The sequence below is a fragment of the Ruegeria sp. D1(2025) genome, assembly GCF_056536425.1.
Map to the genome: position 1 here is coordinate 63,182 of NZ_JBQFPO010000001.1, position 26,837 is coordinate 90,018.

A 26,837-nucleotide genomic window follows, 5' to 3' on the forward strand; every position below is an offset into this window, starting at 1 on the left:
ATTTTCTTCATGATTTCTTAGTGATTGCTGGGGCAATTGGCGGGTTTTTGTTGGTTCTGGTCTATTTCAGTCTTTCAAATTGCTTAAAGGTATTATAATGGTATTGTCATGACTGAGTCCCTTGCAGATGCTGTTTTGGCCGTGGATGGCGGTGGAACGCGATGCCGCGTTGCCTGTGCCATTGCGGGAAGTGTCTGTCAGGTTGAAGCTGGCTCTGCGAATGTTTCGACGGATTTTTATGGTGCCGTGGGTCAGATTCGGGCCGGGCTTGACGCGTTGGCGGGAAAGCTTGGCGTTGATCCCCGTTCGTTGATCGGCCTGCCTGCGTTTGTCGGCCTCGCCGGTGTGACAGATGCCACTTTGGCGCAAAGACTTAGAGATGCGGTGGGGTTTGCCTGCGCGCGTGTCGAAGACGACAGGCCTGCTGCGGTTCGGGGTGCGCTGGGCGCGCAGGATGGCGTCGTGGTCCACTGCGGAACCGGTTCGTTCCTGGCGTCGCAGCGAAACCGCGTCATGCGGTTCGCAGGTGGCTGGGGCCCCGTTCTTGGTGACGAGGCATCGGCGCAATGGGTTGGCCGGCAAGCATTGTCCCGAACGCTGAGCGCACTTGATGGCGTTCATCCCCGGTCCGACCTGACGCGAAGCCTGTTGTCCGATCTTGGGGGCGCGCCCGGTATCGTGCAGTTTGCCGGCAGGGCCACACCTTTTCAGTTCGGCGAACTCGCGCCCCAGGTCACGAAAGCTGCCGGAAACGGCGACGTCGTCGCCGTGCGGATCATGCGGGCAGGGGCGGATTATGTCGTGGAAACCGCTGGTCAATTGGGCTGGCAAAGCGGCGTCACGATTTGCCTGACCGGCGGTATTGCAAAGCACTATGCCGACTATCTGCCGCCGGAAATGCAATCCTGCATTCGCCCGCCATTGGGAGAGCCTTTGGCAGGGGCGCTGGAACTGGCGAGGGAGGTTCAGCATGAGTATCACTGATTTCCTGCGCCCCGACGCGTGGCTGGGCCGCGACAACGGTCCCCGTTATGTGCAACTGCGACGCAGATTGCAGGAAGGTGTCGATACGGGCGTGCTGCCGCCGGGCTCTTCGCTGCCTTCCGAGCGGGAACTGGTTGAAATAACAGATCTTTCGCGCGTGACCATCCGAAAGGCCATTCAGGAGCTGGTGCAAGAGGGCGTCATCGAGCAAAGGCAGGGCTCGGGCTCGTTCATCCGTCAGCGATTGCCGCGTGTCGAGCAGTCGCTGACGCACCTGACATCCTTCACCGAGGACATGGCCAGCCGGGGCATGCAAACCACCTCGAAATGGCTTGAGCGCGGAGTGTTCGAGCCGTCTGCCGAGGAAGTGAACGCCCTGAACCTGTCCGAGGGCGAGCAGATTTCCCGTATCTATCGCCTGCGCGAGGCCGATGGCCGACCGCTGGCGTTGGAACGGGCAGCCTTGCCGCTGGACATCCTGCCCAACCCGATCGAGGTGACCACATCCCTGTATGAAGTGCTCGACGATCTGGGGCATCGCCCGGTTCGTGCGGTGCAGAAGATTTCAGCCCTTAACCTGGCGGCGCGCGAAGCGGATTTGCTGGCTGTTCCCGAAGGGGCGGCAGGGCTGAACATAGAACGCATATCATTTCTGAAAAATGGACGGGTCGCGGAACTGACCCGATCCCTCTATCGCGGTGACGCCTACGACTTCGTAGCCGAATTGCGGTTGTAACACGGAAAGGCCGGTACTCTTATGTCCGCAGAAACCACAAAAATGCGCCGGGAGATTCTGGAAATCCCCGACGCGGTCGAACGGCTGCTGTCTCAGGGCGCGGCCCAGATTCAGACGGCGGCCCAACTGGCGCGCGATGCCGATCCGCGTTTTCTGGTGTCAGTGGCGCGCGGTTCGTCCGATCATGTCTGCACCTATCTGAAATACGCCAGCGAGTTGCTGCTGGGTTTGCCGGTGGCCTCGGTCGGACCTTCCGTCAGCTCAATTTATGGCGTTGATCTGAAGGCAGACGGAACACTGTGCCTGTCGGTCTCCCAGTCGGGTCAAAGCCCGGATATCGTCGGAATGACCCGATCGCTCAAGGCGTCAGGCGCGCTTACGATGGCGATCACCAACAACACAGAATCGCGCCTGGCCGAGGTGGCGGACGCGGTATTGCCGATCCACGCGGGCCCCGAGCTGAGCGTGGCGGCCACCAAGACATTTGTAACATCGCTTGTTGCCGGGCTGTGGCTGTTGGCCGAGATCAAGGGTGATGCGGCGCTGTTGCACGCCATTCACGCACTGCCAGGTCACCTGGCCGACGCCGCTCGATGTGACTGGTCTGCCGCAGCCGCGGCCATCGACGGGCGATCACTGTTTACTCTTGGCCGCGGACCCTCGCTGGCGATCTCCAACGAAGCCGCCCTCAAGATCAAGGAAACTTGCCAGATCCACGCCGAAAGCTACTCGGCCGCCGAAGTGCTGCATGGGCCTGTCTCCATTGTCGACGAGGGGTTTCCAACGATTGTGTTTGCCGCCCGCGACGCCGCCGAGCAAAATGCGGCCGAAGCCGCCGATGCATTGGCTGAAAAAGGAGCGACCGTGTTTGCAGCGACGGACAAGGTCAAACGGGCCAAACCCTTGCCGGTTGTGCGCACCGATCACTGGCTGACAGATCCGATAACGGCGATCACGGCCTTTTATGGCATGGTCGAAGCTGTAGCTGACAATCGCGGAATTGATCCCGATACCCCGCGACACCTGAAGAAAGTGACCGAGACGGTATGAGCGCCAGCGCAATAACATTCAGAAACGGAACAATATTTGACGGTACGCAGTTGCTGAGCGATCGGCCGGTGCGGCTCGTCGATGGGAACCTGACTATTCTTGGGCGCGAATCGGACGCATCCGGTGAAGGGGTCATCGTTGATCTGGGCGGAGATATCCTGAGCCCCGGATATGTCGACCTTCAGGTCAACGGCGGGGACGGGGTGATGTTCAATGACGACCCCTCCGTCGAAACCCTTGGCCGGATAGCTGCGGCACACAAGCGGCTGGGCGTTTCGTATCTGTTGCCGACGCTGATCACCGACACGGCAGAGAAGACGGCGGCAGCTATCGAGGCCGCTGTTCAGGCGATTCGGAAAGGTGTTCCCGGCATTGCCGGCCTGCATCTGGAAGGGCCGCACCTGTCGGTTGCCCGAAAAGGGGCGCATGACGCTTCTTTGATCCGGTCCATGGGGGATGCGGACCTTGATGCGCTGATCAGGGCCGCCGAGTTGCTGCCAAGCCTGAAAGTGACGCTCGCCCCCGAGGCAGTGACACTGGAACAGGTCATGGAACTCAAGCAGGTCGGCGCACTAGTGTCGCTGGGCCATAGCGATGCGGATTTCGAAACCTGCCAGCGCTATGCCAAAGCTGGGGCATCTTGCGTCACTCATCTGTTCAACGCGATGAGCCAGATGGGCAATCGTGAACCTGGCCTTGTTGGCACAGCTTTGGCCAATGGTGGTTTGTCTGCAGGTCTGATCGCCGACGGTATCCACGTGCATCCCGAAGTGATGCGGACCGCCTGGGCCGCCAAAACCGGACCCGGCCGGATCTTTCTTGTCAGTGATGCAATGGCTGTGGCCGGAACGGATCAAACCGAATTCAAACTGGAGGGGCGTCGCATTACGCGCACAGATGGGCGGCTGACCCTTGGCGATGGAACTTTGGCTGGCGCCGATCTGGATTTGACGACCGCTGTCAGAACCCTGGTTGAACAGGTCGGTGTGCCCTTGCAGGACGCTCTTGTGGCCGCGACAACAACACCTGCACGGATGATCGGGTTGCCGCCTGCGCCCTTGCAGGCGGACACATTGATCCGGATATCTTCTGACCTGAAATCCTGCACGTGGTTGTCCAAAAGCCTGCCCTCTGCCTGAGGCAGGTTTTTTGATTTCCACCCGGCGAACTGCGCTTGACGCGGTCAGATGCATCGCTTAAACCGCCACCTGCTGAGCGGGCGTCGTATACTGGCTATTACCTCAGCCTTCCAAGCTGATGAAGCGGGTTCGATTCCCGCCGCCCGCTCCAGATCAGCCCCGAAAACTCTGCGTCAAATGGCCCATGTGGACCGCTGATTTTGCCATGCGGCTTGACCCTGCCGGTCACTGCCGCCAAGAAAGCGGTCACTCAAACCCGATCAAGACACAAGGGCCAGACATGGCAAGAAGCACGACCGCCAGTCCAGCAACAACACCGGCCCCCGGTGCCAGCGAAGAGCGTAAGGGATCGAGAAAGGTTGGGGTACTGACGTCTCTCTGGCCGTTCATGAAGCCGTATCGGTTGCTGATGATCGGGGCCACTCTGGCGTTGGTGCTGACCGCGAGCATGACGCTGACACTGCCGCTGGCGGTGCGTCGGGTGGTGGACAATTTCCGCATCGAAGACGGTGAGCTGCTCGATTGGTATTTTCTGGCCGCACTGGGCATCGCGGCGGTGTTGGCGGTCGGAACCGGGGTTCGCTACGCTCTGGTGACGCGGCTGGGTGAGCGTGTGGTTGCCGATATCCGCAAGGCAGTGTTTGACCGTGTGATCGGCATGAGCCCGGAATTTTATGAACGTATCATGACCGGCGAAGTTCTGAGCCGCATCACCACAGACACAACCTTGATTCAATCTGTGTTGGGGTCGTCGGTCTCGATTGCGCTGCGCAACATGCTGTTGTTTTTCGGTGGTCTGGTGCTGATGCTGCTGACCTCGGCCAAGCTGACCGGCATGGTTTTGCTGCTGATCCCGATCGTGGTCGTTCCGATCCTCGTTCTGGGCCGCCGCCTGCGCGTGATCAGCCGCGAGAATCAGGACTGGATCGCCGCTTCGTCAGGCAATGCGGGTGAGGCGCTGGGCGCCGTTCAAACCGTGCAGGCCTTTACCCACGAAGACGCCAGCCGCAAGCAGTTCGGTGACATGACCGAGACCTCGTACGTGGTTTCGCTGCGCCGAATTCAGACCCGTGCGGTGTTGACCGTCATCGTTATCTTCCTTGTGTTTTCAGGCATCGTCGGCGTGTTGTGGATGGGTGCAAATGATGTGCGGAACGGGGTCATGACCGAAGGCGTTCTGATCCAGTTCGTGATCTATTCGATCATCATGGCAGGCTCGGTCGCCGCGCTGTCGGAAATCTGGAGCGAGCTTCAGCGCGCCGCAGGGGCAACCGAACGGCTGGTTGAACTGCTGAACGCCGAAGACACCGTGATCGATCCGGCGCAGGGCCATACACTGCCACAGCCTGTACGGGGCGAAATCCGGTTCGAAGACGTGACTTTCCGCTATCCGGCGCGTCCGGACATCGTGGCGCTGGACCACCTGACGTTGCAGGTCAAGCCGGGCGAAACGGTTGCTTTCGTTGGTCCGTCCGGGGCAGGCAAGACAACCGTGATCCAGATGATCCAGCGGTTCTATGACCCTGACGGAGGTTATGTCAGCCTCGACCGGGTGAACCTGCGCGATCTGAGCCGTGCCGATTTCCGCCAGCACATGGCGTTGGTGCCTCAGGATCCGGTGATCTTTGCGGCCTCTGCGCGGGAAAACATCCGTTTTGGCCGTCTTGACGCAACCGATGCCGAGGTTGAGACCGCTGCACGTGCCGCCGCCGCACATGACTTCATCTTGGCGCTGCCGGAAGGCTATGACAGCTTTGTCGGCGAGCGAGGCGTCATGCTGTCTGGCGGACAGAAACAGCGTATCGCGATCGCTCGCGCAATCCTGCGGGACGCGCCGGTTCTGCTGCTGGACGAGGCGACCTCGGCACTGGATGCCGAAAGCGAACGGGCGGTGCAGGGCGCGGTGGATCAGATGCGCGCAGGGCGGACCACGCTGATCGTTGCGCACCGTCTGGCCACAGTTAAAAAGGCCGATCGCATCGTTGTGCTCGAAAGCGGCCGGATCGTGGCGCAGGGCACGCATGAGGATCTGGTGGCGCAGGATGGCCTCTATGCACGTTTGGCGCGCCTGCAATTCACGGATGGCGTCGCTGCGGAATAGCCTGACGTATGGGCAATTCCGATTTCGCCGTGGCGTAATTCTACAAATCTTCTGTATCTCTCGATAAGCCGTTGCTTGATAACGCTCGGTTTTGGCCGCATCCTTGCATGCAAAGCAAACCCGCGCGTGACGTGGGAGAGATAAGGGAGGAGCCACATGGCCTTTGTGGGATTGGAAGACAAGGCGAGAATGGAGCAGGAGATGCCGTGGGAGGACCGCGACGTTCCGGTTACCTTCCATCAGTTGCTGTCGCGTACGGCCGGGCGTTTTCCCAACCACAAGGCAATCAGCTTTCAGTTGTTGTCTGGCCCGAAGGACAAGGCGGAGACCCTGACCTGGTCAGAACTGCTGGGCAAGGTTAATCAGGCGGCCAATCTGTTCCGTTCGCTTGGCATCGGGGAAAAGGACGTGGTGGCCTATGTGCTGCCCAACTGTAACGAAACGCTGGTCACTCTGATGGGTGGGGCGGTCGCGGGTATCGTGAATCCGATCAACCCGTTGCTGGAGCCGGAGCAGATCGCGGCCATCCTGCGGGAGACAGGTGCCAAGGTTGTCGTCACGTTGAAGTCATTCCCTAAGGCGGATGTCGCGCAGAAAGTGGAAGAAGCCGTACGGCACGCGCCAAGCGTCAACACCATTCTCGAAATTGATCTGAACCGCTATCTCACGCCTCCGAAATCGTGGCTGGTGCCGTTCCTGCGTCCCAAAATGGGCGACAAGGAACACCTTGCCCATGCGGACTACAAGGATTTCGGACAAGAGCTGGCCAAACAGCCGACAACGCTGACCTTTGAAGACAGCAAGGAAGACCGCGTCGCCTGTTTCTTCCATACCGGAGGGACAACCGGTATGCCAAAGGTCGCGCAGCACAAATATTCCGGTCTGATTTACAATGGCTGGCTGGGCAACACGCTGTTGTTCGATGAAAACGACGTCATCATGTGCCCGTTGCCCATGTTCCATGTCTTTGCTGTGCATGTGATCATGATGGCGGCGGTGTCCTCTGGCGCACATGTGATTTTCCCGACGCCTGCAGGGTATCGGGGCGACGGAGTGTTCGACAATTTCTGGAAACTGATCGAACGCTGGAAAGTTACCTTTATCATCACCGTACCCACCGCGATTTCCGCCAAGATGCAGCGCCCAGTGGATGCTGATATCTCAAGCGTGAAAACCGCCTTTTCGGGTTCGGCCCCTTTGCCGGTGGAGCTGTTCCGCCGGTTCGAGGAAGCGACCGGCGTTACAATTGTCGAAGGTTATGGCCTGACCGAAGCAACCTGCCTTGTTTCGTGCAATCCGGTGGATGGCGAGAAGAAGATCGGCTCGATCGGTATTCCGTTCCCATACACCGACGTCAAAATTCTGCGCGACGGGCCGGATGGCCCGACGGAATGCAACGCAGACGAGATTGGGGAAATCTGTGTTTCGAACCCCGGTGTCTACGCGGGCAATACCTATACCGAAGTGGACAAGAACGTTAACCTCTATCATTTCGACAAGTATCTTCGGACGGGTGACCTGGGGCGGTTTGACGAGGACGGGTATCTGTGGATCACCGGTCGTGCCAAGGACCTGATTATTCGCGGCGGCCACAACATCGATCCGGCCGAGATCGAAGAAGCACTGCTGGGGCACGAGGCGGTCGCCTTTGCCGGCGCAATCGGACAGCCGGACGCGCATTCGGGCGAGGTGCCGTGCGCTTTCGTGGAACTGGTCGACGGGGCCAGCGTGACCGAAGAAGAACTGTTGGAATACTGCAAGGTTCACGTTCACGAGCGTGCAGCGCAGCCCAAGCATATGACAATTCTGGACGAATTGCCAAAAACGGCGGTTGGCAAGGTCTTTAAGCCCGAACTTCGAAAACAGGCGATTACCCGAATCTACAATGGTGCGCTCGAGAAGGCGGGCGTCGACGCGCGCGTGGTTTCCGTGATCGACGACAAAAAGCGCGGGCTCGTCGCACAGCTTGACGCGAACGGCTCATCCGAGGACGATGTTTCCAAAGTGCTGGGATCGTTCACTCGGCCATGGGAATGGGCAGCCTGACCGCGGAGGGACAATGGATTATGAACGTCTGATCGATGAAGAAACCTGGGCGTTCATAAGACGAACGGCTGAAAGCTATCCCGAAGATGCCGTTGAGTTGTCGATTGACGATCAGCGCCGCGTCTATGACGCGATGTGTCGGGACTTTCGTCAACCCCGGCCGCCGGGCGTAAATACGCAGGACAGGTCCGCCAACGGTGTGCCTGTCCGGGTCTATACAGCCGGATATCCCACCCGCACCGTGGTTTATTTTCACGGCGGCGGATTTGTCGTGGGGGGCCTTGAAAGCCACGATGACGTCTGTGCCGAAATCTGCGCGCAAACCGGATACCACGTTGTCGCCGTCGACTATCGGCTTTGCCCCGAACATGTGCACCCGGCGCAGTTTCAGGACAGCTGGACTGCGGTCACCTGGGCTGCGCAGGAGTTCGGCGATCCCATGGTACTGGCCGGCGACAGCGCCGGGGGCAATCTGGCGGCAGCGGTTGCGCATTATGCGCGCGGGCGACTGGACGACGTTCTGGGGCAGGTCCTGATTTATCCGGCTCTTGGTGGGGACAACTCAAAGGGGTCCTATCTCGAACATGCGCATGCCCCGCTTTTGACTCAGGAAGAAGTGACGTTCTATGAAAAAGTCCGCTGCGGCGGTTCCGTGCCGGATCATGATCCGACTTTTGCGCCTTTGCACGATTCTGACTTTTCAGGGCTCCCACCAACCGTTGTCGTAACCGCTGATTGCGACCCCTTGCGGGATGACGGGTCAGAATATTGTGAAAGGATCATCGCCGCTGGCGGGCAGGCTTGTTGGATCAACGAACCTGGTCTGGTTCACGGCTATCTGCGCGCCCGAACATCTGTCACGCGCGCAGCAGCCAGCTTTGAACGAATTTCCGTCGCCATCGAGGCGCTGGGGCAGGGCATCTGGTCTTACGACTGATCCCCTGCCTTATTTCAGAAACGCTTTAGCCTTCATCGTGTCGGCGATGGGGGCGCCCAGACGGGAAAGGATTGTCGGGGCAAGCTGTAGCTGGTCGATCACCTGATCGGCTTCAGGCCCCTTTGCGTCCCCAAAGTAATACAACGCCGTTTCTTGTTGCAGCGGGCTGCGTCCACCGTGGTGGCCGCGTTCATCCTGACCGTGATCGGCAGTCACGATGACCTCGTAGCCCAGTTGCCGCCAACGTGGGATGAACGGGGCCAGCATTTCGTCCGCGACGAAACAGGCGTGATCCATCTCTTCGCAATCGTGGTAGAAGCGGTGTCCCATGCTGTCCAGTGTACAGGCGTGAAGCAGCCCGTAATCCAGCCCGTGACGCAGGCAGAGGCTGGTCAGAGTGGCATATAGGTCTACGTCGGACGGCGTCATCTGATTGGCTTTGCCGTAGCCGGTCATGGTGTAGAACCGGCCGTGGTTGATCGTCATGCTCTCAGGCTCATCATATTCGATGTCGCGGACGTAATCGAACGGGTGCCGATTGAAGAATTGCGACCAATAGCTGTGGGTCACAGCCCCGGTCACGCCACCAGCCTCACGGACCTGGCTGAAGACGTCCTTGTTGCTTAGCCGGAACACGTTTCCGTTGCCCGTGCAGCCGTGCTCCTGCGGTGTCACTCCGGTATGGATAGACGCATAGCAACTGGCCGATGTGGATGGCAGAACCGCGCGCAGTTTCCAGACCCGTGCCTCGCCATTTTCGACCCAGCCTTCAAGGTTGCCGAACAGTCGCCGGAAATTGCGCCACGGAACACCGTCCAGAATGATGAGGAGTAGTTTGCGGTCCATGTCATTGGCCTTTTGATTGAATATTTCAGGCGACCCTAGGGGATTCGCGGTCAGGGTTCTGCCCGTTCGCGCCCCCAATGGCAAAATCCCGACACCTGTCATTGAACAAGGTGTCGGGATTTCAGATTTTCACCGAAAAGTCACGGAAAGGGCAGGGATCAGTTCCCGGCACTTTCCATCTTGCGGTGGGCGACGACCTCTTCCAGCCAGCCCAGATGCATCTCGGGGACCGAGCTGAGCAGCAGGTCGGTATAGTCGTCGAACGGCGGGCTCAGAACCTCGGATTTCGGACCGTACCGGACCACGCGGCCCTGGTACATTACGGCAATCGAATCCGAGATCGCGCGCACAGTTGCCAGATCGTGGGTGATGAACAGATAGGCCACGTCCTCGATCTTCTGCAGGTCCAGCAGCAGCTTGAGGATGCCGTCCGCAACCAGCGGGTCGAGCGCCGAGGTCACCTCGTCACAGATGATCATCTTGGGCTTGGCCGCCAGCGAGCGTGCGATACACACACGCTGTTTCTGACCACCGGACAGTTCCGCCGGGTAGCGGTCGATGAACTTCTCGCCCAGTTCGATCTCATCCAGCAATTCGATGATCCGCTTGCGCTTTTCCGCGCCGCGCATGTTGAAGTAGAACTCCAGCGGGCGGCCGATGATCGTGCCAACCGTTTGACGGGGGTTCATCGCCACGTCGGCCATCTGATAGATCATCTGCAACTCGCGCAGGTCCTCGCGGGAACGCCCCTTTAAGTCGGGCGACAGCTTGCGACCGGCAAAGGTGATCTCTCCGTCGCGGGGCGGCAGCAGGCCAGTGATCACCCGTGCAAGCGTCGATTTACCCGAACCGGATTCCCCCACGACCGCCAAAGTCTGCCCCGGATGAAGCTCGACATTGACGTTGTGCAGCACGTCGAAATTCAGCCCCTTGTAGCGCGCGGTGATGCCGTCGACGCTCAGCACCGCTTCGGGTGTGGGCTTCTTTTCTTCGTGTTCGATGGACCGGACCGAGACCAGCGCCTTGGTGTACTCTTCTTGCGGGTTGTTGATGATCTGATCGGTATTGCCGTATTCGACAGTGTTGCCCATTCGCAAAACCATAATGTCGTCGCTCACCTGCGCAACAACAGCAAGGTCGTGCGTAATGTAGAGCGCGGCAACGCCGGTATCGGCAATGGCTTCCTTGATGGCCATCAGAACGTCGATCTGCGTGGTAACGTCCAGCGCCGTGGTGGGTTCGTCGAACACCACCAGATCGGGCTCGGGACACAACGCCAGTGCTGTCATGCAGCGTTGCAACTGGCCGCCCGAGACCTGGTGCGGGTAGCGTTCGCCAATATTGTCCGGGTCAGGCAGACCCAGCTTGGCAAACAGCTCCCGTGCGCGGCCTTCGGCCACTTTCCGCGAGAACTTTTTCTGTTCGACTGCGGCCTCGACCACCTGATCCATGATCTTTTTGGCCGGGTTGAACGAGGCAGCGGCGGACTGAGACACGTATGTGACCTCACCCCCCCGCAACTTACGGATATCGCCATGCGACGCTTTCAGAATGTCTCGTCCGTTTACCCAGACCTCGCCACCGGTGATTTTCACACCGCCCCGGCCATAGGCCATCGACGCCAGTCCGATGGTGGATTTACCGGCGCCGGATTCACCGATCAGGCCCAGCACCTTGCCGGGCGCGAGGTCAAAGCTGACCCCGTGCACGATTTCGATGTCATGAGGCTTTTCGCCCGGCGGGTAGACAGTCGCGCCGATTTTGAGGTCGCGGACCTTGAGAAGGGTATCACTCATCCCCGGCCTCCTTTCAGCGATGTGGTACGGTTCAGAATCCAGTCAGCCACTAGGTTGACCGAGATGGCCAGCGTCGCGATAGCGACAGCAGGGTAAAGCGCCGCGCCGATGCCATAGACGATGCCATCTTTGTTCTCTTTCACGATGCCGCCCCAGTCCGCCAGCGGCGGCTGGACGCCAAGACCCAGGAACGACAGGGTCGAGATGAACAGAACCATAAAGATGAAACGCAATCCGAACTCGGCCACCAAAGGCGACAGAGCGTTCGGCAGGATTTCCCGAAAGATGATCCAGCCCCGGCCTTCACCGCGCAGTTTGGCGGCTTCGACATAGTCCATGACGTTGATGTCCACGGCGACAGAGCGTGACAGGCGATAGGGTCGCGTTGCGTCCAGCAGGCCCATCACCAGGATCAGGATCGGAACGGTTACCGGAACGATTGCCAGAATGACCAGCGCCAGGATCAGGGTAGGGATCGACATGACCAGATCAACCGTCCGGCTGAGCGCCTGATCGGCCCATCCGCCCAGAACCGCAGCCAACAGGCCCAGAGACGTGCCGGTAATGAAACTGAGCAGTGTCGCAGCGGCGGCGATGAAGATCGTTGTCCGACCGCCATAGATCATCCGGGTCAGCAGGTCGCGTCCGATATTGTCGGTGCCCAGCAGATGCTCGGCGCTGGCGGGCTCCCAAACGTCGCCGACGACTTCAGCCATTCCGTAAGGCGCAATCAATGGGGCGGCAATGGCCACAAAGAAATACGCGCCGGTGAACATAAGGCCGATCAATGCCGAAAGAGGAATGTTCTTTATCATTTCGGATGCCTCAGTCTTGGGTTGGCAAGGATCGACACGATATCCGCAACCATGTTCAGGCCGATATAGACCGCCGCGAACACCACGCCGCAGGCCAGAACAACGGGCACGTCACGCTTGGTCACGGCGTCCACAAGATACTGCCCCATGCCGGGATAGACGAACACAACCTCGACGACGACGACACCCACAACCAGATAGGCGAGGTTCAGCATCACGACGTTGACAATCGGCGAAATCGCGTTGGGAAAAGCGTGTCGGGCAATGACCTGAAACGTGCTCAAACCCTTCAGTTCTGCGGTTTCGATATAGGCCGACTGCATCAGGTTCAGAATGGCCGCACGCGTCATGCGCATCATTTGCGCCAATACCACCAGCGTCAGAACGAAGGCCGGCAGCGCAATTGCGTTCAGCTTTTGCCCGAAGGACATGGAATCATTAATCATCGCTAGTGATGAAAACCATCCCAGCTTGACCGAAATATAGTAGATGACAACGTAGCCGATAAGGAACTCCGGGATGGAAACTGTCGTCAGGGTCACTGCGGAAATCAGTTTATCTGGCCAGCGGTTACGGTACCGGACGGCAAGCAGCCCCAGAAAGATCGCAAGCGGGACGGACACGATTGCGGCAACACACGCCAGAAACAGAGTGTTCCCAAGTCGTTTTCCAATGCTCTCGGCAATATCGAGCTTGTTGGTGAGTGACTGGCCAAGATCACCCTGAACGATACCTCCCAGCCATTCGAAATAGCGTGTCAGGGCAGGGCGGTTCAGGCCCATCTCCTCACGAAGGTTGGCCAGGGCTTCAGGCGTTGCGGACTGCCCCAGGACGGCTTGCGCGGCGTCTCCGGGAAGGGCTTCGGTTAGGCCGAAAATCAGGGCCGAAGCGCCGAACAGCAAAAGGATTCCCAGCGCAAGGCGCTGGGAAACCAGTTTGATGATGGGGTGCATTATCCGTAGCCCGTATCAGACGAACCACATTTTGCGGGACATGTTGCCGTTCATCATCTCCTGAGTCGGGTCAGATTCCCAGCCGTCCAGCTGGTTGCTCACGCCTTCGACAAAGTCGTTGAACATCGGACAGATCAGGCCGCCTTCGTTGCGGACCATTTGACCCATCTGGCTATAGATGCCCTTGCGCTTCTCGGCGTCCAGTTCCGCGCGCGCCGCGAACAGCAGATCGTCGAACGCCTGAACCTTGAACCGCGTGTCGTTCCAGTCGGCGCTGGAAAGATATGCGGTCGAGTACATCTGATCCTGAACCGGACGGCCACCCCAGTACGACGCACAGAACGGCTGAACGTTCCAAACCTCGGACCAGTATCCATCGTTGGGTTCACGCTTGATTTCCAGCGGAATACCCGCCTGCGAAGCGGTTTGCTGGAACAGCGCAGCAGCGTCCACAGCACCCGGGAAGGCACCGTCAGCGACACGCAGAACGATCGGCGAGCCGTCATGGCCAGACTTCCTGTAGTGCTCAGCAGCTTTTTCAACACTGAATTCGCGCTGTTCGATGGTCTCGTCAAACAGCGGGTAGGCTGCGTTGATCGGCATGTCATTTCCGATCGAGCCATAGCCGCGCAGCACTTTGTCCACCAGTTCCTCGCGGTTGATGGCGTATTTCAGCGCGGTGCGCAGTTCGTTGTTGTCAAACGGCGCCGTGTCGCAATGCATGATGAAGACATAATGTCCGCGACCAGCAGTCGAGTGCACCGTCAGGTTCGGTGCGCGGCCCAGCAGGTCGGCAACCTTGGGTTCAACACGGTTGACCGCATGGACCTGGCCGGATTGCAGCGCAGCCGTCCGTGCGGTTGCATCGTTGATAACAACGACTTCGACGCTGTCAAAGTTGCCGAAATCGCTGTTCCAATGGTTTTCATTTTTGGTGAACAGGTGACGGACACCCGGTTCGTCCACTTCCAGCTTGTAAGGGCCGGTACCAATACCCGCACCAGGGTTGTCCATGCCGCCATCCGGCTGAATGATCAGATGGTAGTCGGCCATCAGATAGGGCAGGTCCGCATTCGGCTCGCTCAACGTGACCTGGAAGTTGTCGCCATCGGCCTTCATCGACTCGATGCCCTTCATGATGCCCAGAGCACCCGACTTCGAATCTTCGTTCGAATGACGCTGCATGGTCTTCAGCACGTCTTCGCTGGTCATTGTCTTGCCGTTGTGGAATTCGACACCCTGACGCAGCTTGAAAGTCCAGACCTTGGCATCTGCGCTGCCTTCAACGCTTTCGGCCAGACGCGGTTCGATCGTGCCGTCCGGCGCGACTTCGACCAGCTGGTCTCCGAATTGCTTGCCGTTCTGGAACGGAACCGAACTTGCATAGGTTGCCGGGTCAAGCGAGTTCGTGGATTCGCCGCCCTGCAGGCCGAACTTCAGATCACCGCCCTTTTTCGGGCCTGCCGCACGCGCGGCATCTGCAAACATGGTGCTGGCCATTGCCGCAGTTACACCCAATGCCGCTGCTTTCCCCATGAATTCGCGACGGGTCAGCTTGCCGGCTGTAACCTGTTTGGTCATGTGAGTGAGTTGTTCGTTCATTCAAGAATCTCCCGGTTGGTAGAGTTGCAGGCCCTTTCTGGGCTTTTTATTGACGCACGAGTCAAAGTTCGCGCATTTTAGAGCAGGCGACAAGAACTAAAATTTCAAGAAATGCCGTCCCAGCCTAAAAATGTTGTGTCTCGAAGGCCGCTCATCCAGAGGGAACGCGACCAGATTACTTGTCCTTCAATACTATATCGCGATCCAGGCGTCTCTCATCAGTGAAACTTTCTTCACGAAAGGTTTGATAACTGTCGATGTGCGGGCGCAAAATACGTCAGTTTTTGTTGGTTTTGCGGACCGATCTTTGTCCAAAACGACCAACACCGTGCGACTTCGGGACCAGATCATTCCCGTTCACGCGCGCACAACGACAAGCAGGTCCATAACGTTCGTTCCGGTTGGGCCGGTGATCAGCAATGCGCTTGCTTTGTCCAGAAAGCTTCCGCTGTCGGCCCGTTGCAATGCCTTCTCTGCGCCCTCGCCCCAGGTTGATCCGTCGATAATTGCACCCGCAGCCAGTGTGGGTCCATCGGTCCCGTCGGTCCCGCCGACCACCAGTGTCAGCCCCTCGGTCCCGGCGATTTCCCGTGCCAGAGCCAGCGCGAGCGCCTGATTCCGCCCCCCGCGGCCAGGGTTTTGCGGTAGTACAACCGTTGGTTCACCACCAAAAATCATGGTGCCCGTCGGCATGGACCGCAATCGCGGCCCCAGCGTCCGGGCAATTTCCAGATAGTCGTCGTGCAGACACTCCTCGTTGGCCAGCACCGTGTATCCGGCGTCCGCCGCCAATTCGGCTGCTGCGCCCCGCGCATGTGCATTCGACGCCACGATCCGGGCCGTGGCCTGGTAGGCGTGATCATCGGGCGGTGCGCCGATGCCCGAACCGATGACGTTGATGTCATCACCGGGCACATCGGATATGGCCAGAACGGTCACGCGCGCGCCCGAAAAACCAGTCAACAGACCGCCGCCCTTGATCCGCGACAGCTTGCGCCGTTCGGCGTTCATGGCGGTAATATCCAGCCCCTCGGACAACAGTCTTTTGTTCAACTGTTCCAGATCGGACAGAGTTTTGCCCGGCACCAGATCCTCGGCCAGCGACGAGGCGCCGCCGGACACCAACAACAGAAGATGTGATCCGTCGGCCATGTTCTCGACGGCTTCACGCAGGGCTTTGCCGCCCGCAAGACTGCGGTGGTCTGGAACAGGGTGCGAGGCCTCGATCACCTCAACATGCGGAGGCAGGTCGCGGCCGTGATCGTCCTTGGTTACGACAAGTGTCGGCAATGCACCAAAATGCTCCAGCGCCGCCCGCGCCATGGCCGCTGCCGGTTTGCCCACGGCAAGGATGCGATCGGGCGTCGGGATATCGCTCAACGCCTGTCTAACAGACGTGTATCCATCCACCGCCGAAACGCCGGCCTGCCAGATCCGCTGTGCTTTTTCCGCTTGGGACATCAGTTTTCCACCCAGATTGTGACCGGTCCATCGTTGACCAGTTCGACGGCCATTGTCGCGCCGAATTCTCCTGTTTCGACGGCAACACCCTGAGCCGCCAGTTTGTCTGCAAACGTTTCATAAAGCTGTTTGCCCTGTTCCGGAGGCGCAGCCTCAGAAAATCCTGGTCGGGTGCCGCGAGACGTATCGGCGGCCAGTGTGAACTGACTGACCACGAGGGCCGATCCGCCGATATCCAGCAGCGACCGGTTCATCTTTCCGGCGTCGTCCTGAAAGATACGCATTTTGGCAATCTTCTGCGCCAGCTTGTCCGCCTGCTGTTCGTCGTCACCCCGCATAGCACAGACAAGGATCAGCAGACCGGTGCCGGACTGACCGATCACTGTTCCGCCGACCGATACGGATGCGCGCGTCACGCGTTGCAGAAGGGCCCGCATGTCTTCTCTCCTAGTCCATTCTTTTCAGGAACACCGGCGTCAGCCCCGCCAGTCCACGATTTCATCCACGCCTGCGCGGTTTGTTCGGAAACCGTTTGCAGGGTGGTCCCTGTCCGGGTACCCGAAAGATATCGCACACAGGATCAGGCGATCATCCGGGATCTGAAAAAACCGGTGCAGAAACGGGCTGTAAGCGGCCAGCGCCGCCTGGGGAATGGTGGCCACGCCCAGAGCCTGCGCCGCCAGCGTAAACGCCGTGACAAAACCACCGCAATCCATCGCACCGTAAGGGCCTAGCTCGACCGGGCTGGAAATAATGGCGCAATGGGGCGCACCGAAAAGGGCAAAATTCTCGCTCATTTGCCGCGCCGACGCCGCGCGGTCGCCGCGCTCGATCCCGACCGATTCGTACAATGCCCATCCGCAGGCACGGCGGCGTTCCTGATAGGTTCCTGAATATGAGCTGGGAAAGGGCAGATCCGGGGCAGGGGTGCCGGTCGCGGCTTCATGCATCATGGCCTGCCGGAACCGCTCGGTTTCCGCGCCGCTGGTGATAACGACCTGCCAGGGCTGTGCATTACACCAACTTGGCACCCGGGACGCGCTGGTCAGGATTTTCCGGATATCACCCCGCGGTACCGGATCTGACAAAAAGGCGCGGCAGGAGTGTCGATCCTCCAGCAAGCCGTTCAATGCCGATAGCGTCACCCGATATCTCCTTCGCCCCAACGCCGCGCAGGATGGCTGCGGGTTGGGCGAAGATCAAGGGTCCGGACGACGGATTGTAAGTCTATTGCTGGCCCGTCGCCGCCAGGTAACCAACCCCGGCCGCGACCAGAAGTCCAAGCACCACAGCGATTGTGATCTTGATGGCTGACCAGGGCCGTTCCCCCTGAACCCGGCCGGTTCGCCCGTTCACTACGAATCGATAGGTCTGACCGCGGTATTTGTAGGCCGCCATCCAAACCGGCAGCAGGATATGTTTGAAGGTAACATCCCGCACATCGGTTTCGACCGCATGCACGCGCTGACGGTCGCCCCCGATGTCAAAGCGTACATCCCGTTCTATGACGCGCGCCATATGCGCCCGTGCCTCGGCATACCCGTCCTTCAACTCGACCGTATAGGCTTCGGCCCGAAAGCCTGCCAGGTACTCGGGCTGATAAGGCTCGAGCGCTGGCAGGTCCCAGGGCTCCAGTGCATCGGTGTAACGTTTCGGCAATGAGCGAGAGGCGAGCACAAGAACATCATCAAAAAACCGCGCCACGCGGCCCGATTTGGGCGACCAGCGCACCTTTGCGACCTGTTGCTGAACCCGCTTCCCATCGCGCATGACCGTTATGGTTTCATAGTAGATCACACCCCGCTCACCGCGATATCGGGATTTGGTATCGGCATCGAACGTCCAGTAGGGCACGTAGATACCCTGCATCTTCCGCCCCTTGCGGGCGTATTCTTTCAGGCCATTCGGGGCGAACCACAGTCGGCCGAGCCAATCACCCATGGCCTTGTGGGCCGAACGTTCATCCAGCGCAAACGGCAATACCCCTTTGGGTTTGATGTGACGGTTCACGCCCGAATCCGTGACTACTGGCGTGGCGCAGAACGGGCATTCCGCCGCGTGCGTGGCGGGGTCGAATTCGACCTGTGCGGCACAGTTCGGGCAGGACAGAACTCGGGTTTCCTCAATCTCGCTGTCTGGCAGTCGATCTGCAACTGCCGCGTCAAAATCCAACTCACGCAGGCTTGCACCGCCCCACGGACCCGCACCAATCGACACCGAGTGCCCACAGTGATCGCAGGTCAACGTGCCGTCGCCGGGGTTGAACCGGTAATCAGCGCCACACTGATTGCATGGAAAGCGGTGTTCGTCTGTTTGTGTAACAGTGAGTTGCTCAGGATCGGTCATTGCCATTTCACCAGGGTTTACTGTCTCTTACAGGCGCGTGTTCAGTTGCTTTCCAAATGGTCCTAGAAATCAGATGCCGGAACGACCTGCGTTTGGTAGCTGCGTCTGGCGCCATTGCCAAACTCGACCTGCACCAGAATTGTGCCTTCGGGATTGCCGAATAGGTCAAGGCACGCGCCTGACCAATGATCAGCCGCAGCCAGACATATCCGGTTGCCTGACATCTCCGACACATAGGTGGACGTGCGAAGATCGGATAGCGCCCCAAATGACCGGTATTCGGCCCGGCCATTCTGGAATATCCGGAAACCGTCGCCTTTGGTATCGAGCAAATCGGCGGCAGCCCCTGGATGAGCCTTGAAAAAACTCTGCCGCGCGGCGTCCACCGCGAGCGGAGGAAGAGAGGGCGTGGCCGGTTCGCGGCCCGGTCCCGCACATCCGCTCAGCAAAGCGACGGCGATGAAGACTGGCGCAACAGACCTTCCCATCGGGTCACGCACCTGGCGGCGGCGGCGGGAGAATGGTGAAAAGTTGCGCCAGTTCCTGCACATCACCGGCCTTTTTCCAGCCGTCCTGTCCGGCCGTCCAGACATGCGTGTCGCGGGTGATTTCGCCATCCGTGGCCATGCGGCCCATTTTGGCTTTGGAAAACGGTCCACTGACCTGTCCGTCCACCGCGATGTGCCAGACATGTTCCACGGGCGGCGGGGGCGGCGGTACCACACGCGCCGTCGGTTGCGGAGCAGCGGGGGCGGACGCGCCCCAGGGGCCGCTCGGCTGACCCGCTGCCATGTTCGACATCTGCTGCGCCATCGCCATGCCCATTCCCATGCCAAGACCCGCGCCCATACCGCCTCCCTGACCGGGGTTGCTGGCCGCGGCCGTCATTGCTTCGGCTGCGGAATACTGGGTGAACTTGCCGAGATCTCCCGCCAGCCCCATCGATGTCCGCTTGTCCAGCGCAGCCTCGACCGCCGGAGGCAGCGAGATGTTTTCGATATAGAACTCGGGCATTTCCAGCCCGTAGCCATCCAGCACCGGCGATACCTCTGCCGCGATCAGCTTGCCCAGATCGGCGGTATTGGCCGCCATGTCCAGAACCGGAATGCCCGACCCGGCGATCACCCGGCTGAACTCCTGCACGATGATGTTGCGGATCTGAAAGCTGATTTCGTCCATGGTGAATTCGCCATCGGTTCCGACGATTTCGACCAGGAACTTCGCGGGGTCCTTCACGCGGATCGTGTAGGTTCCATAGGCCCTGATCCGGGTCGGGCCAAATTCGGGATCGCGCAACATGATCGGGTTCTTGGTGCCCCATTTCAGGTCATTGAACCGGGTCGTGTTGACGAAATAGATCTCGGATTTGAACGGAGACTGAAAGCCATGATCCCAATGCTGTAGCGTCGTCAGGATCGGCATGTTGTTGGTCTCAAGCATGTAAAGGCCCGGCGTGAACACATCCGCCAGTTGCCCCTCGTGCACAAAAACCGCTGCCTGTCCCTCGCGCACCGTCAGCTTGGCGCCATACTTGATCTCGTGTCCTTCGCGTTCGAACCGCCAGACCATCGTATCCCGGGTGTCATCCACCCAATGAATGACGTCAATGAATTCGCCGGTCAGAAAATCGAAAATTCCCATCTGGGTTCTCCTGTCCTTGAGGTCAGAGCGACTGACCCATCAACTCGCGTGAAATGATACGCACCACCGGCCTGGCATCTTCAACAGACACGCCAGGCTGCAGACGCGGATCGTATAGAATAGTCAGCAATTTCTCGTCATGGCTGGTCAGAAGCGCAAACTCGTCATCGTCGTTGAAAATCGACGGTCGCGCTGTGGGGCTGTCGTTGGACAGACCCAGGCCTTGGGCGATTTCCTCGTGAATGCAGCTGCGCCGCACCAGATCAGGCAATTCGGACCGGATAAGCGTGACAGCACGTACGTATTTGTACGGTGATGTTCTTGTGGCCGAGGCCAGCACGAAACAGTCGAAGCTCGCGCGGGGATTGGCGATCAGATCCAGCGAGGCCTGACTAATATTCGGTATCAGCTGCTTCACGCGGGCGACGACGTAGGCGCTGTCGTCTTTGCCGGCAAAGAAGACGTGAAAATTGGCCTTGCGACTGACGACCGAGACAGGGTGCCCCGTCAGTTTCGCCAGACGTTCGGTGTAGCCTTGGACAAGTTCCGAATCCCGCTTGCGTGTTTCGGGCAGAACTGACGGCCCGAACTCGGTCTGGATGCGCACCGGCCCCGACCAGCGACTGAGCTGCCCATCGGTCTGTCCTGAACCAATCGCCACGGCGTGATCAGGGTATTCGCTGTAAAACGCGATGGCTTCGAAATTGCGAGCCAGATCGTCGGCATCATAGGGCGTATCCGGGCCGCCACCGTCCACACGAAGCAATCCGCGTGTCAGCAGATCGCGCTCGACCCGCTGATAGAAACGCGCCAGATCCTGACTGGCCGCAGACGGGGGAACATAGGCATTGGGATGCGGCGCCGGTTCAGCCGGGCGAGCCTCGGGAACAAGTGAGGTCGTCAGCGCTTCGTCGCAATTGGCCAGAGCCAACAGCGAAACCAGTCCCAGCAGGACCTTGAGACATTTCAACGGACGCACGCCCCGACCCGCCTCAGCCCGATACAGCGGTTCCGGCATTGTCGCCAATGCCATCCTTTCGGGCTTTGGCCGCCGCCAGAGTGTCACGCAGTTCAGCCTCCATCTTTTTCAGCTCTTCTTCGGCGGCAGCGCGTTTGGCTTTGCCCTCATCGGCGATGGCAAGGCTTTCGTTGATCGTGCCGATCAGGTCTGCATTGGCCTTTTTGACGGCCTCAATGTCAAAGACACCGCGTTCCATTTCCTCGCGGATCATCTTGTTGGACTGGCGCAGATTGGCCGCGTTCGAGGTCAGCAATTCGTTGGTCAGGTCGTTGGCTTCGCGCACGGCCGAGGCAGCCTCGGCGCTGCGCTGGATCGTGACGGCCTGCGCAAGCTGCGTCTCCCACAGCGGGACTGTGTTGACCAAGGTCGAGTTGATCTTGGTCACCAGCGACTTGTCATTTTCCTGAACCAGACGGATCGACGGCAGCGATTGCATTGTCACCTGCCGGGTCAGCTTCAGGTCGTGAACGCGGCGTTCCAGATCATCGCGCGCGGCGCGCAGATCGCGCAGCTCCTGCGCTTCCATTACCTGTTCGCCCTCAGCGGCGGCCTGAACCTCGGCCTCTTTTTCCGGGATGTCGTGGCTGTCCAGTTCGGTCAGCTTTTCCTCGCCCGCCGCGATGTAAAGCGCCAGTTCGTCATAAAAGCCCAGCGTCTTTTCGTATAGCAAATCCAGCGACTTGATGTCCTTGAGCAGGGTGTGTTCATGCCCCAGAAGATCGTCGGTAATCTTGTCGATCTGGCCTTGCACATCTTCGAACTGCGCTGTGAATTTGGCAAAGGGCGCGGCTTTACCCAGCAATTTCTCCCACCAGCTACGTTCGCGGCGTACGTCCAGCTCACTGACCGAGAACCCGCGGATCGTGGTCACGATATCGCGCAGGCTGTCGCCAGCGGTGCCAACATCCTTGTTACGTACGTCCGCAAGCATGGCCTGGCTGATCTCTTGCAACTCGGCCTGTGCCGACGAACCAAAGGACACGATCGAATTGGTATTGCCCATGTCGATCTCTTCCATCCGTTTGCGAATTTCCGCGCCGACAGGTTCATCGGCCTCTTCCAGCGGAACAATATCGGCCTTGGGTTCGGGCAGGGCCACGGCAGTCACTTCCTGAACAATCGTTTCAGCTTCAACGGCCTTTTTCTTGATCTCATCGGACATGGGGATATTCCTCGCTCAAATAATGGCCGGTCAGTCCAACCGGACGCCTTCGCGCTGCAGCCTTTCGCGCAGCACTTCAATTTCAACTGTCAGATCACTTCGGTCATCCAATAGCATCTTGCGGGTGCGCGCGGCGAAATTCTGTTCCAGATCATCCAGCAACGATGAATAATCTGACAAGGCCTGCGCATCGCGGGTGCGCGCATAGACATCTGCAAACTTGATCGTCGCATCGCGGGCACCTTGCAGATAAACTGTCAGGTATTTGCGGGCACCGGCCAGATCGCGCGGGTCTTCCTCGACTGTGCGAAACAGATCGCGCGCGGTGTCCTGAAAGCGTTCAACCCGGGCTTCGACGGTACGGTCCCCGGCGCGCTTGATTGCGTCGGTCATTTCGGACAGATGGGCTTCGGCGTCTTCCACTACACGTGCGACGCGATCCTGTTGAAAGGTGTCTATACCTTCCATGCCCTTGTCTTTCATCGGATCAAGGCCAAACGAGACCGAGTGCAGAACCGCCGCCGCTGCGCCAAACAGAACAGGCGCTAACAGACTGACCTGCGAAACCGCCTCGGCATCCAGATACTCGGTCCGGTACGAGGCAAGCGCCACACCCAACCCGGTCAGAATGCTGGCGAAAATCTTGCGTGGAAAAGCGGGGCGGCGGGCTGTGCGACGGGCGTTGTAGGCCCCTTCGGCGCGCAGGCCTTCGCGCAGCAGAAACGCAGCCGCCGTCAGCAAACCGGCAGCCACAAGACCCATGGTCATGCCGATGGCACCGTCGTTCAGAGACAGGAACACCAGGGGGATTGCCGGAATGAAAAGAACATTCGCCCGCGCGCCCGCAGGTTCGACCCGCGCACTGTCAAATTGTCCGCGCTTGGGCTGATCCGATGGTGTCGTATCACCCTGGGGGCTGTATTTTCCGCCGTACTTTTTGGCCATGCGCCTATAGCCCTCCCAGCAGGCCGGTGCATACTCCAAACAACAGCACCAGCAGTGCCGCGTAGGCCAGTTTTTGCACTCCGCTTCCGGACATGGCACCCCCAAGGACTTCCGCGTTCACAGAAAATTTAGTGTATGCGCGGGCTTGGCGCTAGGGGGAAGGTTGTGTGACTGGCGTCACTTGCGAGTTTTCTTGCCGACCGGGGGACGTTTTCGTTGTGGGCGCGTGGTCCGTTTAGCGGTGCCATCGGGTTTTTCGCCGCCTTCCAGCCCCAGCTGATCCCGCATCACGCGGCGGCGCACTTCCTCGACCTCGCCGGGCTTCAAGTCACCCAACTGGAATGGTCCATACGAGACCCGGAGCAGGCGGTTCACCGCATACCCGATATCCTCGATTGCACGGCGAATCTCGCGGTTCTTGCCTTCGCGCAGGCCGATCGTCAGCCAGGCGTTCGCCCCTTGTTGGCGGTCCAGGGAAACGGTCATCGGCTGAAACCGTTCCCCGTCGATCACCAGCCCCTTGCGCAGCGGCTCGAAGTCTTCATCTTTCGGCCGGCCGTTCACCCGGACGCGGTATTTGCGTAGCCAGCCGGTCGAAGGCAGTTCCAGCTTGCGCTTGATGCCACCGTCATTCGTCAACAGCAGCAACCCCTCGGAATTGAGGTCAAGCCGCCCGACGCTCATGACCCGGGGCATGTCCTCGGGCAGTTTGTCAAAAATCGTCGCGCGGCCCTTTTCGTCGCGTGTGGTTGTCACCAGCCCAGAAGGTTTGTGATACAGCCAAAGGCGCGAGGGTTCGGGTTCGGACACCGGCTTGCCATCGACCACAATTCTGTCTTTCGAGGTGATATTCAGCGCCGGGCTGTCGATCACCTTGCCATTCACGGCCACGCGACCTGCTTCGATCATGCGTTCAGCCTCGCGGCGCGAGGCGACGCCCGCGCGGGCAAGGACCTTGGCGATCCGGTCGCCGGGAGGAGGGGTGTTGCTCATGGACCCGGCCATAACCTATCCTGCCCGCTTGCGAAAGGCAGGTTTCTGATGCAGTCAGAGATATGGAATTCAGATCGCATATGAGCGCGGCGTTGGAACAGGCCAGATTGGCAGGCGAACGCGGAGAGGTTCCGGTCGGTGCGGTTATCATCGCGCCCGACGGTCGGATTGTTGCGACCGCAGGCAACCGGACCCGCGAGTTGAATGATCCGACCGCCCATGCCGAGATTCTGGCCCTGCGCGCTGCCTGCGCCCATGCCGCGTCCGAGCGACTGCCGGATCATGACCTTTATGTCACGCTGGAGCCGTGCGCGATGTGCGCAGCCGCTTTGGCCGCTGCGCGCATCCGGCGTGTTTATTACGGGGCTGCCGATCCGAAATCGGGCGGTGTAGCGCATGGCGCACGGGTCTTTACCCACCCGCAGACGCATCACAGGCCGGATGTTTATGATGGTATCGCAGCCCAAGAATGCGAAACCCTGCTGCTTGAGTTCTTTGCCGATAAGCGGGCTGGAAAGTGACCTCACCCTGACTTAGTTTGAAAGGGTCTAGGTCCAGTCCAAACGATAAACTGTCTGGTTCCCGCCGAACCCTTTTAGCTGAACTGGTTTTGGTGCACTGAACTTCAATCTGGCGGTGTTCCCCACCAGCAGCCTTGTCACGTCAGTCACGTGAATTTCGTATGGCCCGCTGACGTTCGTAACCCGCGCCGCCTTGTTGACGACGGACCCAAAGAAATCTTCGTCTTTATGGATGACGTCGCCGGTGTGAATTCCGATCCGAAGGCCAAGCGCGGTGTCGACGGTTGCCGACCTGTTTTCCCGTTGGAAATTGACGGCCGCCTGAACCGCGTCATGGACGGACGAAAAAATCGACATGGTTCCGTCTCCGAGCGATTTGACCAGACGCCCCTGATGCGCATGGATCACTTTCTCTGCCAGATCAAAGTGATCCGATATGACTTTGATCCACTCCTGATCGCCCAGTCGCCGTGTGATTTCGGATGATCCGGCAATGTCTGTGAACATGACCGAGGCGGTGCCCTCGCTCTGCTCCTGCGTGAACTCGCGCCGTGCCGCTTCGATCAGTGCATTCAGGGCCTCATGTTCGATCCCGATCTTTTCCATGTTAGAGGTCGGATTGGAGACATGCATCTGCACTATTTTCCAGACGCCGTTTTCCAGATGGAGAACAAAGGTAAATCGGTGCAACGCGGCTTTGCCGTTCGTGGCAAAGGTCAACGTCGCTTCACAGTGCGCCCAACCGGCGTTTCCGCACTCGAAGGCTTCCAGCGAATGTTCCTGCCAGGCATAGTCGGGAATTTCTTTCGTATGATCGGCGAAACCCTGTCGGAACACCTGCCCGGACCAGGATTCTTCATCCGCCGATCCCTGATAACGCAGGTGTTCCGAAGTTGAGAGCATGTTCTCCAAAACCGCGCGGTCCCTGTCTTGCACGGCCTTGTTCCATCGCCGCACAACCGCGATCAATTCCGGTGAAGGAGAAACCTCGCCGCTCACATCGGACCTATAGTTTAATCGCCTGCATCACTTCAGGCTCGATCACATCGACGCCGGGCAGGCCGTCTTTCAGATCCTGCGCAGATTGCTCAAGGATCGGGAAGGTTTTGTAGTGGCAGGGTATCACGGTCCGAAAATTGAAATAGCGCTTGGACGCATAAGCCGCGCCTTTCATGTCCATGGTGAAATAGCCGCCCGCGGACAGAATGCCGATATCCGGTTTGTAATAGTCGCCCATCCAGTCCATGTCGGCCATGATATCGGTGTCACCAGAGACATACAGCGTTTTGCCCTCGGTGACGATCATGAACCCGACCTCGGTTCCGCCGGTGCGCAGCCCCTCCGGCGTCGAAAAGGTTGAACTGTGCGACGCAGGTACCATCGAAACCTTGACACCGTTCAGGTCGACCGTGCCGCCTTTGTTGAACCCGACCGTTTCGATGCCTTCAGTCTCGCCCCAAAAACCCATCAGATCGTATTGGCCGACAACCGGCACGCCCAGGCGCTTCGCCAAGGGAAGGATATCGACCACATGGTCGAAATGGGTATGTGTCAGCAGAATATGCGTGGCCCCTTCGACCGCCGCGTCATGCTTAGTTTCGGGCAGGACGGGGTTACCGCTCAGCCAGGGATCGATCAGCAAGACCTGACCGCCGGTTTCGATGCGGAAACTGCCGTGACCCAACCAGATGATATTCATGAAAATCCTCCCATTCAGACTGTTGGCCTCAGCCTAGCATCGG

Annotated in this window: 25 protein-coding genes and 1 tRNA gene; 9 read left to right on the forward strand and 17 right to left on the reverse strand. The window is 59.2% G+C overall.

Annotation, left to right across the window (positions count from 1 at the left end; translation table 11 throughout):
* Positions 1-108: 108 nt before the first annotated feature.
* The 8 genes from ACR1XU_RS00375 to ACR1XU_RS00410 all read left to right on the forward strand — a co-directional run bounded on the left by ACR1XU_RS00375 (position 109) and on the right by ACR1XU_RS00410 (position 8,993).
* Positions 109-984 (forward strand): glucosamine kinase nucleotide-binding domain-containing protein, encoded by an 876-nt coding sequence (locus tag ACR1XU_RS00375; protein ID WP_480908662.1) that lies wholly within the window; start codon positions 109-111, stop codon positions 982-984.
* The gene (locus ACR1XU_RS00380) at positions 971-1,720 is read left to right on the forward strand and encodes a GntR family transcriptional regulator (protein ID WP_170609757.1); all 750 of its coding nucleotides are present in this window, start codon (positions 971-973) and stop codon (positions 1,718-1,720) included. Before ACR1XU_RS00375 ends, ACR1XU_RS00380 begins: the two co-directional genes overlap by 14 nt.
* Positions 1,721-1,741: 21 nt before the next feature.
* Positions 1,742-2,770: an SIS domain-containing protein gene (locus ACR1XU_RS00385; RefSeq protein WP_480908663.1), complete on the forward strand. Its 1,029-nt coding sequence runs from the start codon at positions 1,742-1,744 to the stop codon at positions 2,768-2,770.
* The gene (nagA, locus tag ACR1XU_RS00390) at positions 2,767-3,909 is read left to right on the forward strand and encodes an N-acetylglucosamine-6-phosphate deacetylase (RefSeq protein WP_480908664.1); all 1,143 of its coding nucleotides are present in this window, start codon (positions 2,767-2,769) and stop codon (positions 3,907-3,909) included. The genes ACR1XU_RS00385 and nagA overlap by 4 nt, the downstream gene beginning before the upstream one ends.
* Positions 3,910-3,985: 76 nt before the next feature.
* A tRNA-Gly gene (locus tag ACR1XU_RS00395) sits at positions 3,986-4,060 on the forward strand.
* Positions 4,061-4,189: 129 nt separating this feature from the next.
* Positions 4,190-6,010 (forward strand): ABC transporter transmembrane domain-containing protein, encoded by a 1,821-nt coding sequence (locus ACR1XU_RS00400; RefSeq protein WP_480908665.1) that lies wholly within the window; start codon positions 4,190-4,192, stop codon positions 6,008-6,010.
* 156 nt (positions 6,011-6,166) lie between these two features.
* Positions 6,167-8,056 (forward strand): acyl-CoA synthetase, encoded by a 1,890-nt coding sequence (locus ACR1XU_RS00405; RefSeq protein ID WP_170682048.1) that lies wholly within the window; start codon positions 6,167-6,169, stop codon positions 8,054-8,056.
* Positions 8,057-8,069: 13 nt separating this feature from the next.
* Entirely contained in the window at positions 8,070-8,993 is a 924-nt protein-coding gene (locus ACR1XU_RS00410; RefSeq protein WP_480908667.1) for an alpha/beta hydrolase, read from the forward strand.
* Positions 8,994-9,002: 9 nt separating this feature from the next.
* Here the strand turns inward: ACR1XU_RS00410 and ACR1XU_RS00415 are convergent, their stop codons facing one another.
* The 15 genes from ACR1XU_RS00415 to ACR1XU_RS00485 form a co-directional block, all read right to left on the reverse strand.
* Positions 9,003-9,839, reverse strand: a complete 837-nt coding sequence (locus ACR1XU_RS00415) for an alkaline phosphatase family protein (RefSeq protein WP_480908668.1) — start codon at positions 9,837-9,839, stop codon at positions 9,003-9,005.
* 158 nt (positions 9,840-9,997) lie between these two features.
* On the reverse strand, positions 9,998-11,635 hold the full coding sequence (locus ACR1XU_RS00420; protein ID WP_170682045.1) for an ABC transporter ATP-binding protein: 1,638 nt from the start codon (positions 11,633-11,635) through the stop codon (positions 9,998-10,000).
* Positions 11,632-12,447 carry an ABC transporter permease gene (locus ACR1XU_RS00425; RefSeq protein WP_170610901.1) on the reverse strand — a complete coding sequence of 272 codons (816 nt, stop codon included), beginning with the start codon at positions 12,445-12,447 and terminating at the stop codon, positions 11,632-11,634. The genes ACR1XU_RS00420 and ACR1XU_RS00425 overlap by 4 nt, the downstream gene beginning before the upstream one ends.
* On the reverse strand, positions 12,447-13,403 hold the full coding sequence (locus ACR1XU_RS00430) for an ABC transporter permease (protein ID WP_170609824.1): 957 nt from the start codon (positions 13,401-13,403) through the stop codon (positions 12,447-12,449). The genes ACR1XU_RS00425 and ACR1XU_RS00430 overlap by 1 nt, the downstream gene beginning before the upstream one ends.
* 15 nt (positions 13,404-13,418) lie before the next feature.
* Positions 13,419-15,005: an ABC transporter substrate-binding protein gene (locus tag ACR1XU_RS00435; RefSeq protein ID WP_480908669.1), complete on the reverse strand. Its 1,587-nt coding sequence runs from the start codon at positions 15,003-15,005 to the stop codon at positions 13,419-13,421.
* Between the two features lie 357 nt (positions 15,006-15,362).
* Positions 15,363-16,466: a glycerate kinase type-2 family protein gene (locus ACR1XU_RS00440; RefSeq protein WP_480908671.1), complete on the reverse strand. Its 1,104-nt coding sequence runs from the start codon at positions 16,464-16,466 to the stop codon at positions 15,363-15,365.
* Positions 16,466-16,903, reverse strand: a complete 438-nt coding sequence (gene dtd / locus ACR1XU_RS00445) for a D-aminoacyl-tRNA deacylase (RefSeq protein ID WP_170682042.1) — start codon at positions 16,901-16,903, stop codon at positions 16,466-16,468. The genes ACR1XU_RS00440 and dtd overlap by 1 nt, the downstream gene beginning before the upstream one ends.
* Before the next feature lie 39 nt (positions 16,904-16,942).
* Complete coding sequence (locus tag ACR1XU_RS00450; RefSeq protein WP_480908672.1) at positions 16,943-17,611, reverse strand: nitroreductase; 669 nt, start codon at positions 17,609-17,611, stop codon at positions 16,943-16,945.
* A gap of 82 nt (positions 17,612-17,693) precedes the next feature.
* Positions 17,694-18,818, reverse strand: a complete 1,125-nt coding sequence (locus ACR1XU_RS00455; RefSeq protein WP_480811908.1) for a TFIIB-type zinc finger domain-containing protein — start codon at positions 18,816-18,818, stop codon at positions 17,694-17,696.
* Between the two features lie 56 nt (positions 18,819-18,874).
* Positions 18,875-19,300, reverse strand: coding sequence for a hypothetical protein (locus tag ACR1XU_RS00460; RefSeq protein ID WP_480908674.1), 426 nt, complete (start codon positions 19,298-19,300; stop codon positions 18,875-18,877).
* 4 nt (positions 19,301-19,304) lie between these two features.
* The gene (locus ACR1XU_RS00465; protein WP_480915575.1) at positions 19,305-20,453 is read right to left on the reverse strand and encodes an SPFH domain-containing protein; all 1,149 of its coding nucleotides are present in this window, start codon (positions 20,451-20,453) and stop codon (positions 19,305-19,307) included.
* Positions 20,454-20,475: 22 nt separating this feature from the next.
* Complete coding sequence (locus ACR1XU_RS00470) at positions 20,476-21,471, reverse strand: DUF2927 domain-containing protein (RefSeq protein WP_480906992.1); 996 nt, start codon at positions 21,469-21,471, stop codon at positions 20,476-20,478.
* Positions 21,446-22,636: a toxic anion resistance protein gene (locus ACR1XU_RS00475; RefSeq protein WP_480906990.1), complete on the reverse strand. Its 1,191-nt coding sequence runs from the start codon at positions 22,634-22,636 to the stop codon at positions 21,446-21,448. The genes ACR1XU_RS00470 and ACR1XU_RS00475 overlap by 26 nt, the downstream gene beginning before the upstream one ends.
* Positions 22,637-22,666: 30 nt before the next feature.
* The gene (locus tag ACR1XU_RS00480; protein WP_170682035.1) at positions 22,667-23,581 is read right to left on the reverse strand and encodes a 5-bromo-4-chloroindolyl phosphate hydrolysis family protein; all 915 of its coding nucleotides are present in this window, start codon (positions 23,579-23,581) and stop codon (positions 22,667-22,669) included.
* A gap of 177 nt (positions 23,582-23,758) precedes the next feature.
* Positions 23,759-24,574, reverse strand: coding sequence for a pseudouridine synthase (locus ACR1XU_RS00485; protein WP_480906988.1), 816 nt, complete (start codon positions 24,572-24,574; stop codon positions 23,759-23,761).
* Positions 24,575-24,636: 62 nt separating this feature from the next.
* On the opposite strand from ACR1XU_RS00485, the gene ACR1XU_RS00490 reads away from it, so the two are divergent.
* Entirely contained in the window at positions 24,637-25,095 is a 459-nt protein-coding gene (locus ACR1XU_RS00490) for a nucleoside deaminase (RefSeq protein ID WP_480906986.1), read from the forward strand.
* A 27-nt stretch (positions 25,096-25,122) separates the two neighbouring features.
* On the opposite strand, the gene ACR1XU_RS00495 is transcribed toward ACR1XU_RS00490, so the two are convergent.
* Together ACR1XU_RS00495 and ACR1XU_RS00500 are read right to left on the reverse strand one after the other, a co-directional pair.
* Positions 25,123-26,094 (reverse strand): adenylate/guanylate cyclase domain-containing protein, encoded by a 972-nt coding sequence (locus ACR1XU_RS00495; RefSeq protein ID WP_480915576.1) that lies wholly within the window; start codon positions 26,092-26,094, stop codon positions 25,123-25,125.
* 7 nt (positions 26,095-26,101) lie between these two features.
* Positions 26,102-26,794, reverse strand: a complete 693-nt coding sequence (locus ACR1XU_RS00500; RefSeq protein WP_480906982.1) for a metal-dependent hydrolase — start codon at positions 26,792-26,794, stop codon at positions 26,102-26,104.
* Between the last annotated feature and the right edge of the window lie 43 nt (positions 26,795-26,837).

Bases quoted from the DNA above. Each gene is read 5' to 3' on its own strand.
- ACR1XU_RS00375 (WP_480908662.1), top strand. From the start codon at position 109: ATGACTGAGTCCCTTGCAGATGCTGTTTTGGCCGTGGATGGCGGTGGA.
- ACR1XU_RS00380 (WP_170609757.1), top strand. From the start codon at position 971: ATGAGTATCACTGATTTCCTGCGCCCCGACGCGTGGCTGGGCCGCGAC.
- ACR1XU_RS00385 (WP_480908663.1), top strand. From the start codon at position 1,742: ATGTCCGCAGAAACCACAAAAATGCGCCGGGAGATTCTGGAAATCCCC.
- nagA (WP_480908664.1), top strand. From the start codon at position 2,767: ATGAGCGCCAGCGCAATAACATTCAGAAACGGAACAATATTTGACGGT.
- ACR1XU_RS00400 (WP_480908665.1), top strand. From the start codon at position 4,190: ATGGCAAGAAGCACGACCGCCAGTCCAGCAACAACACCGGCCCCCGGT.
- ACR1XU_RS00405 (WP_170682048.1), top strand. From the start codon at position 6,167: ATGGCCTTTGTGGGATTGGAAGACAAGGCGAGAATGGAGCAGGAGATG.
- ACR1XU_RS00410 (WP_480908667.1), top strand. From the start codon at position 8,070: ATGGATTATGAACGTCTGATCGATGAAGAAACCTGGGCGTTCATAAGA.
- ACR1XU_RS00415 (WP_480908668.1), bottom strand. From the start codon at position 9,839: ATGGACCGCAAACTACTCCTCATCATTCTGGACGGTGTTCCGTGGCGC.
- ACR1XU_RS00420 (WP_170682045.1), bottom strand. From the start codon at position 11,635: ATGAGTGATACCCTTCTCAAGGTCCGCGACCTCAAAATCGGCGCGACT.
- ACR1XU_RS00430 (WP_170609824.1), bottom strand. From the start codon at position 13,403: ATGCACCCCATCATCAAACTGGTTTCCCAGCGCCTTGCGCTGGGAATC.
- ACR1XU_RS00435 (WP_480908669.1), bottom strand. From the start codon at position 15,005: ATGAACGAACAACTCACTCACATGACCAAACAGGTTACAGCCGGCAAG.
- ACR1XU_RS00440 (WP_480908671.1), bottom strand. From the start codon at position 16,466: ATGTCCCAAGCGGAAAAAGCACAGCGGATCTGGCAGGCCGGCGTTTCG.
- dtd (WP_170682042.1), bottom strand. From the start codon at position 16,903: ATGCGGGCCCTTCTGCAACGCGTGACGCGCGCATCCGTATCGGTCGGC.
- ACR1XU_RS00455 (WP_480811908.1), bottom strand. From the start codon at position 18,818: ATGGCAATGACCGATCCTGAGCAACTCACTGTTACACAAACAGACGAA.
- ACR1XU_RS00460 (WP_480908674.1), bottom strand. From the start codon at position 19,300: ATGGGAAGGTCTGTTGCGCCAGTCTTCATCGCCGTCGCTTTGCTGAGC.
- ACR1XU_RS00465 (WP_480915575.1), bottom strand. From the start codon at position 20,453: ATGGGAATTTTCGATTTTCTGACCGGCGAATTCATTGACGTCATTCAT.
- ACR1XU_RS00470 (WP_480906992.1), bottom strand. From the start codon at position 21,471: ATGCCGGAACCGCTGTATCGGGCTGAGGCGGGTCGGGGCGTGCGTCCG.
- ACR1XU_RS00475 (WP_480906990.1), bottom strand. From the start codon at position 22,636: ATGTCCGATGAGATCAAGAAAAAGGCCGTTGAAGCTGAAACGATTGTT.
- ACR1XU_RS00480 (WP_170682035.1), bottom strand. From the start codon at position 23,581: ATGGCCAAAAAGTACGGCGGAAAATACAGCCCCCAGGGTGATACGACA.
- ACR1XU_RS00485 (WP_480906988.1), bottom strand. From the start codon at position 24,574: ATGAGCAACACCCCTCCTCCCGGCGACCGGATCGCCAAGGTCCTTGCC.
- ACR1XU_RS00490 (WP_480906986.1), top strand. From the start codon at position 24,637: ATGGAATTCAGATCGCATATGAGCGCGGCGTTGGAACAGGCCAGATTG.
- ACR1XU_RS00500 (WP_480906982.1), bottom strand. From the start codon at position 26,794: ATGAATATCATCTGGTTGGGTCACGGCAGTTTCCGCATCGAAACCGGC.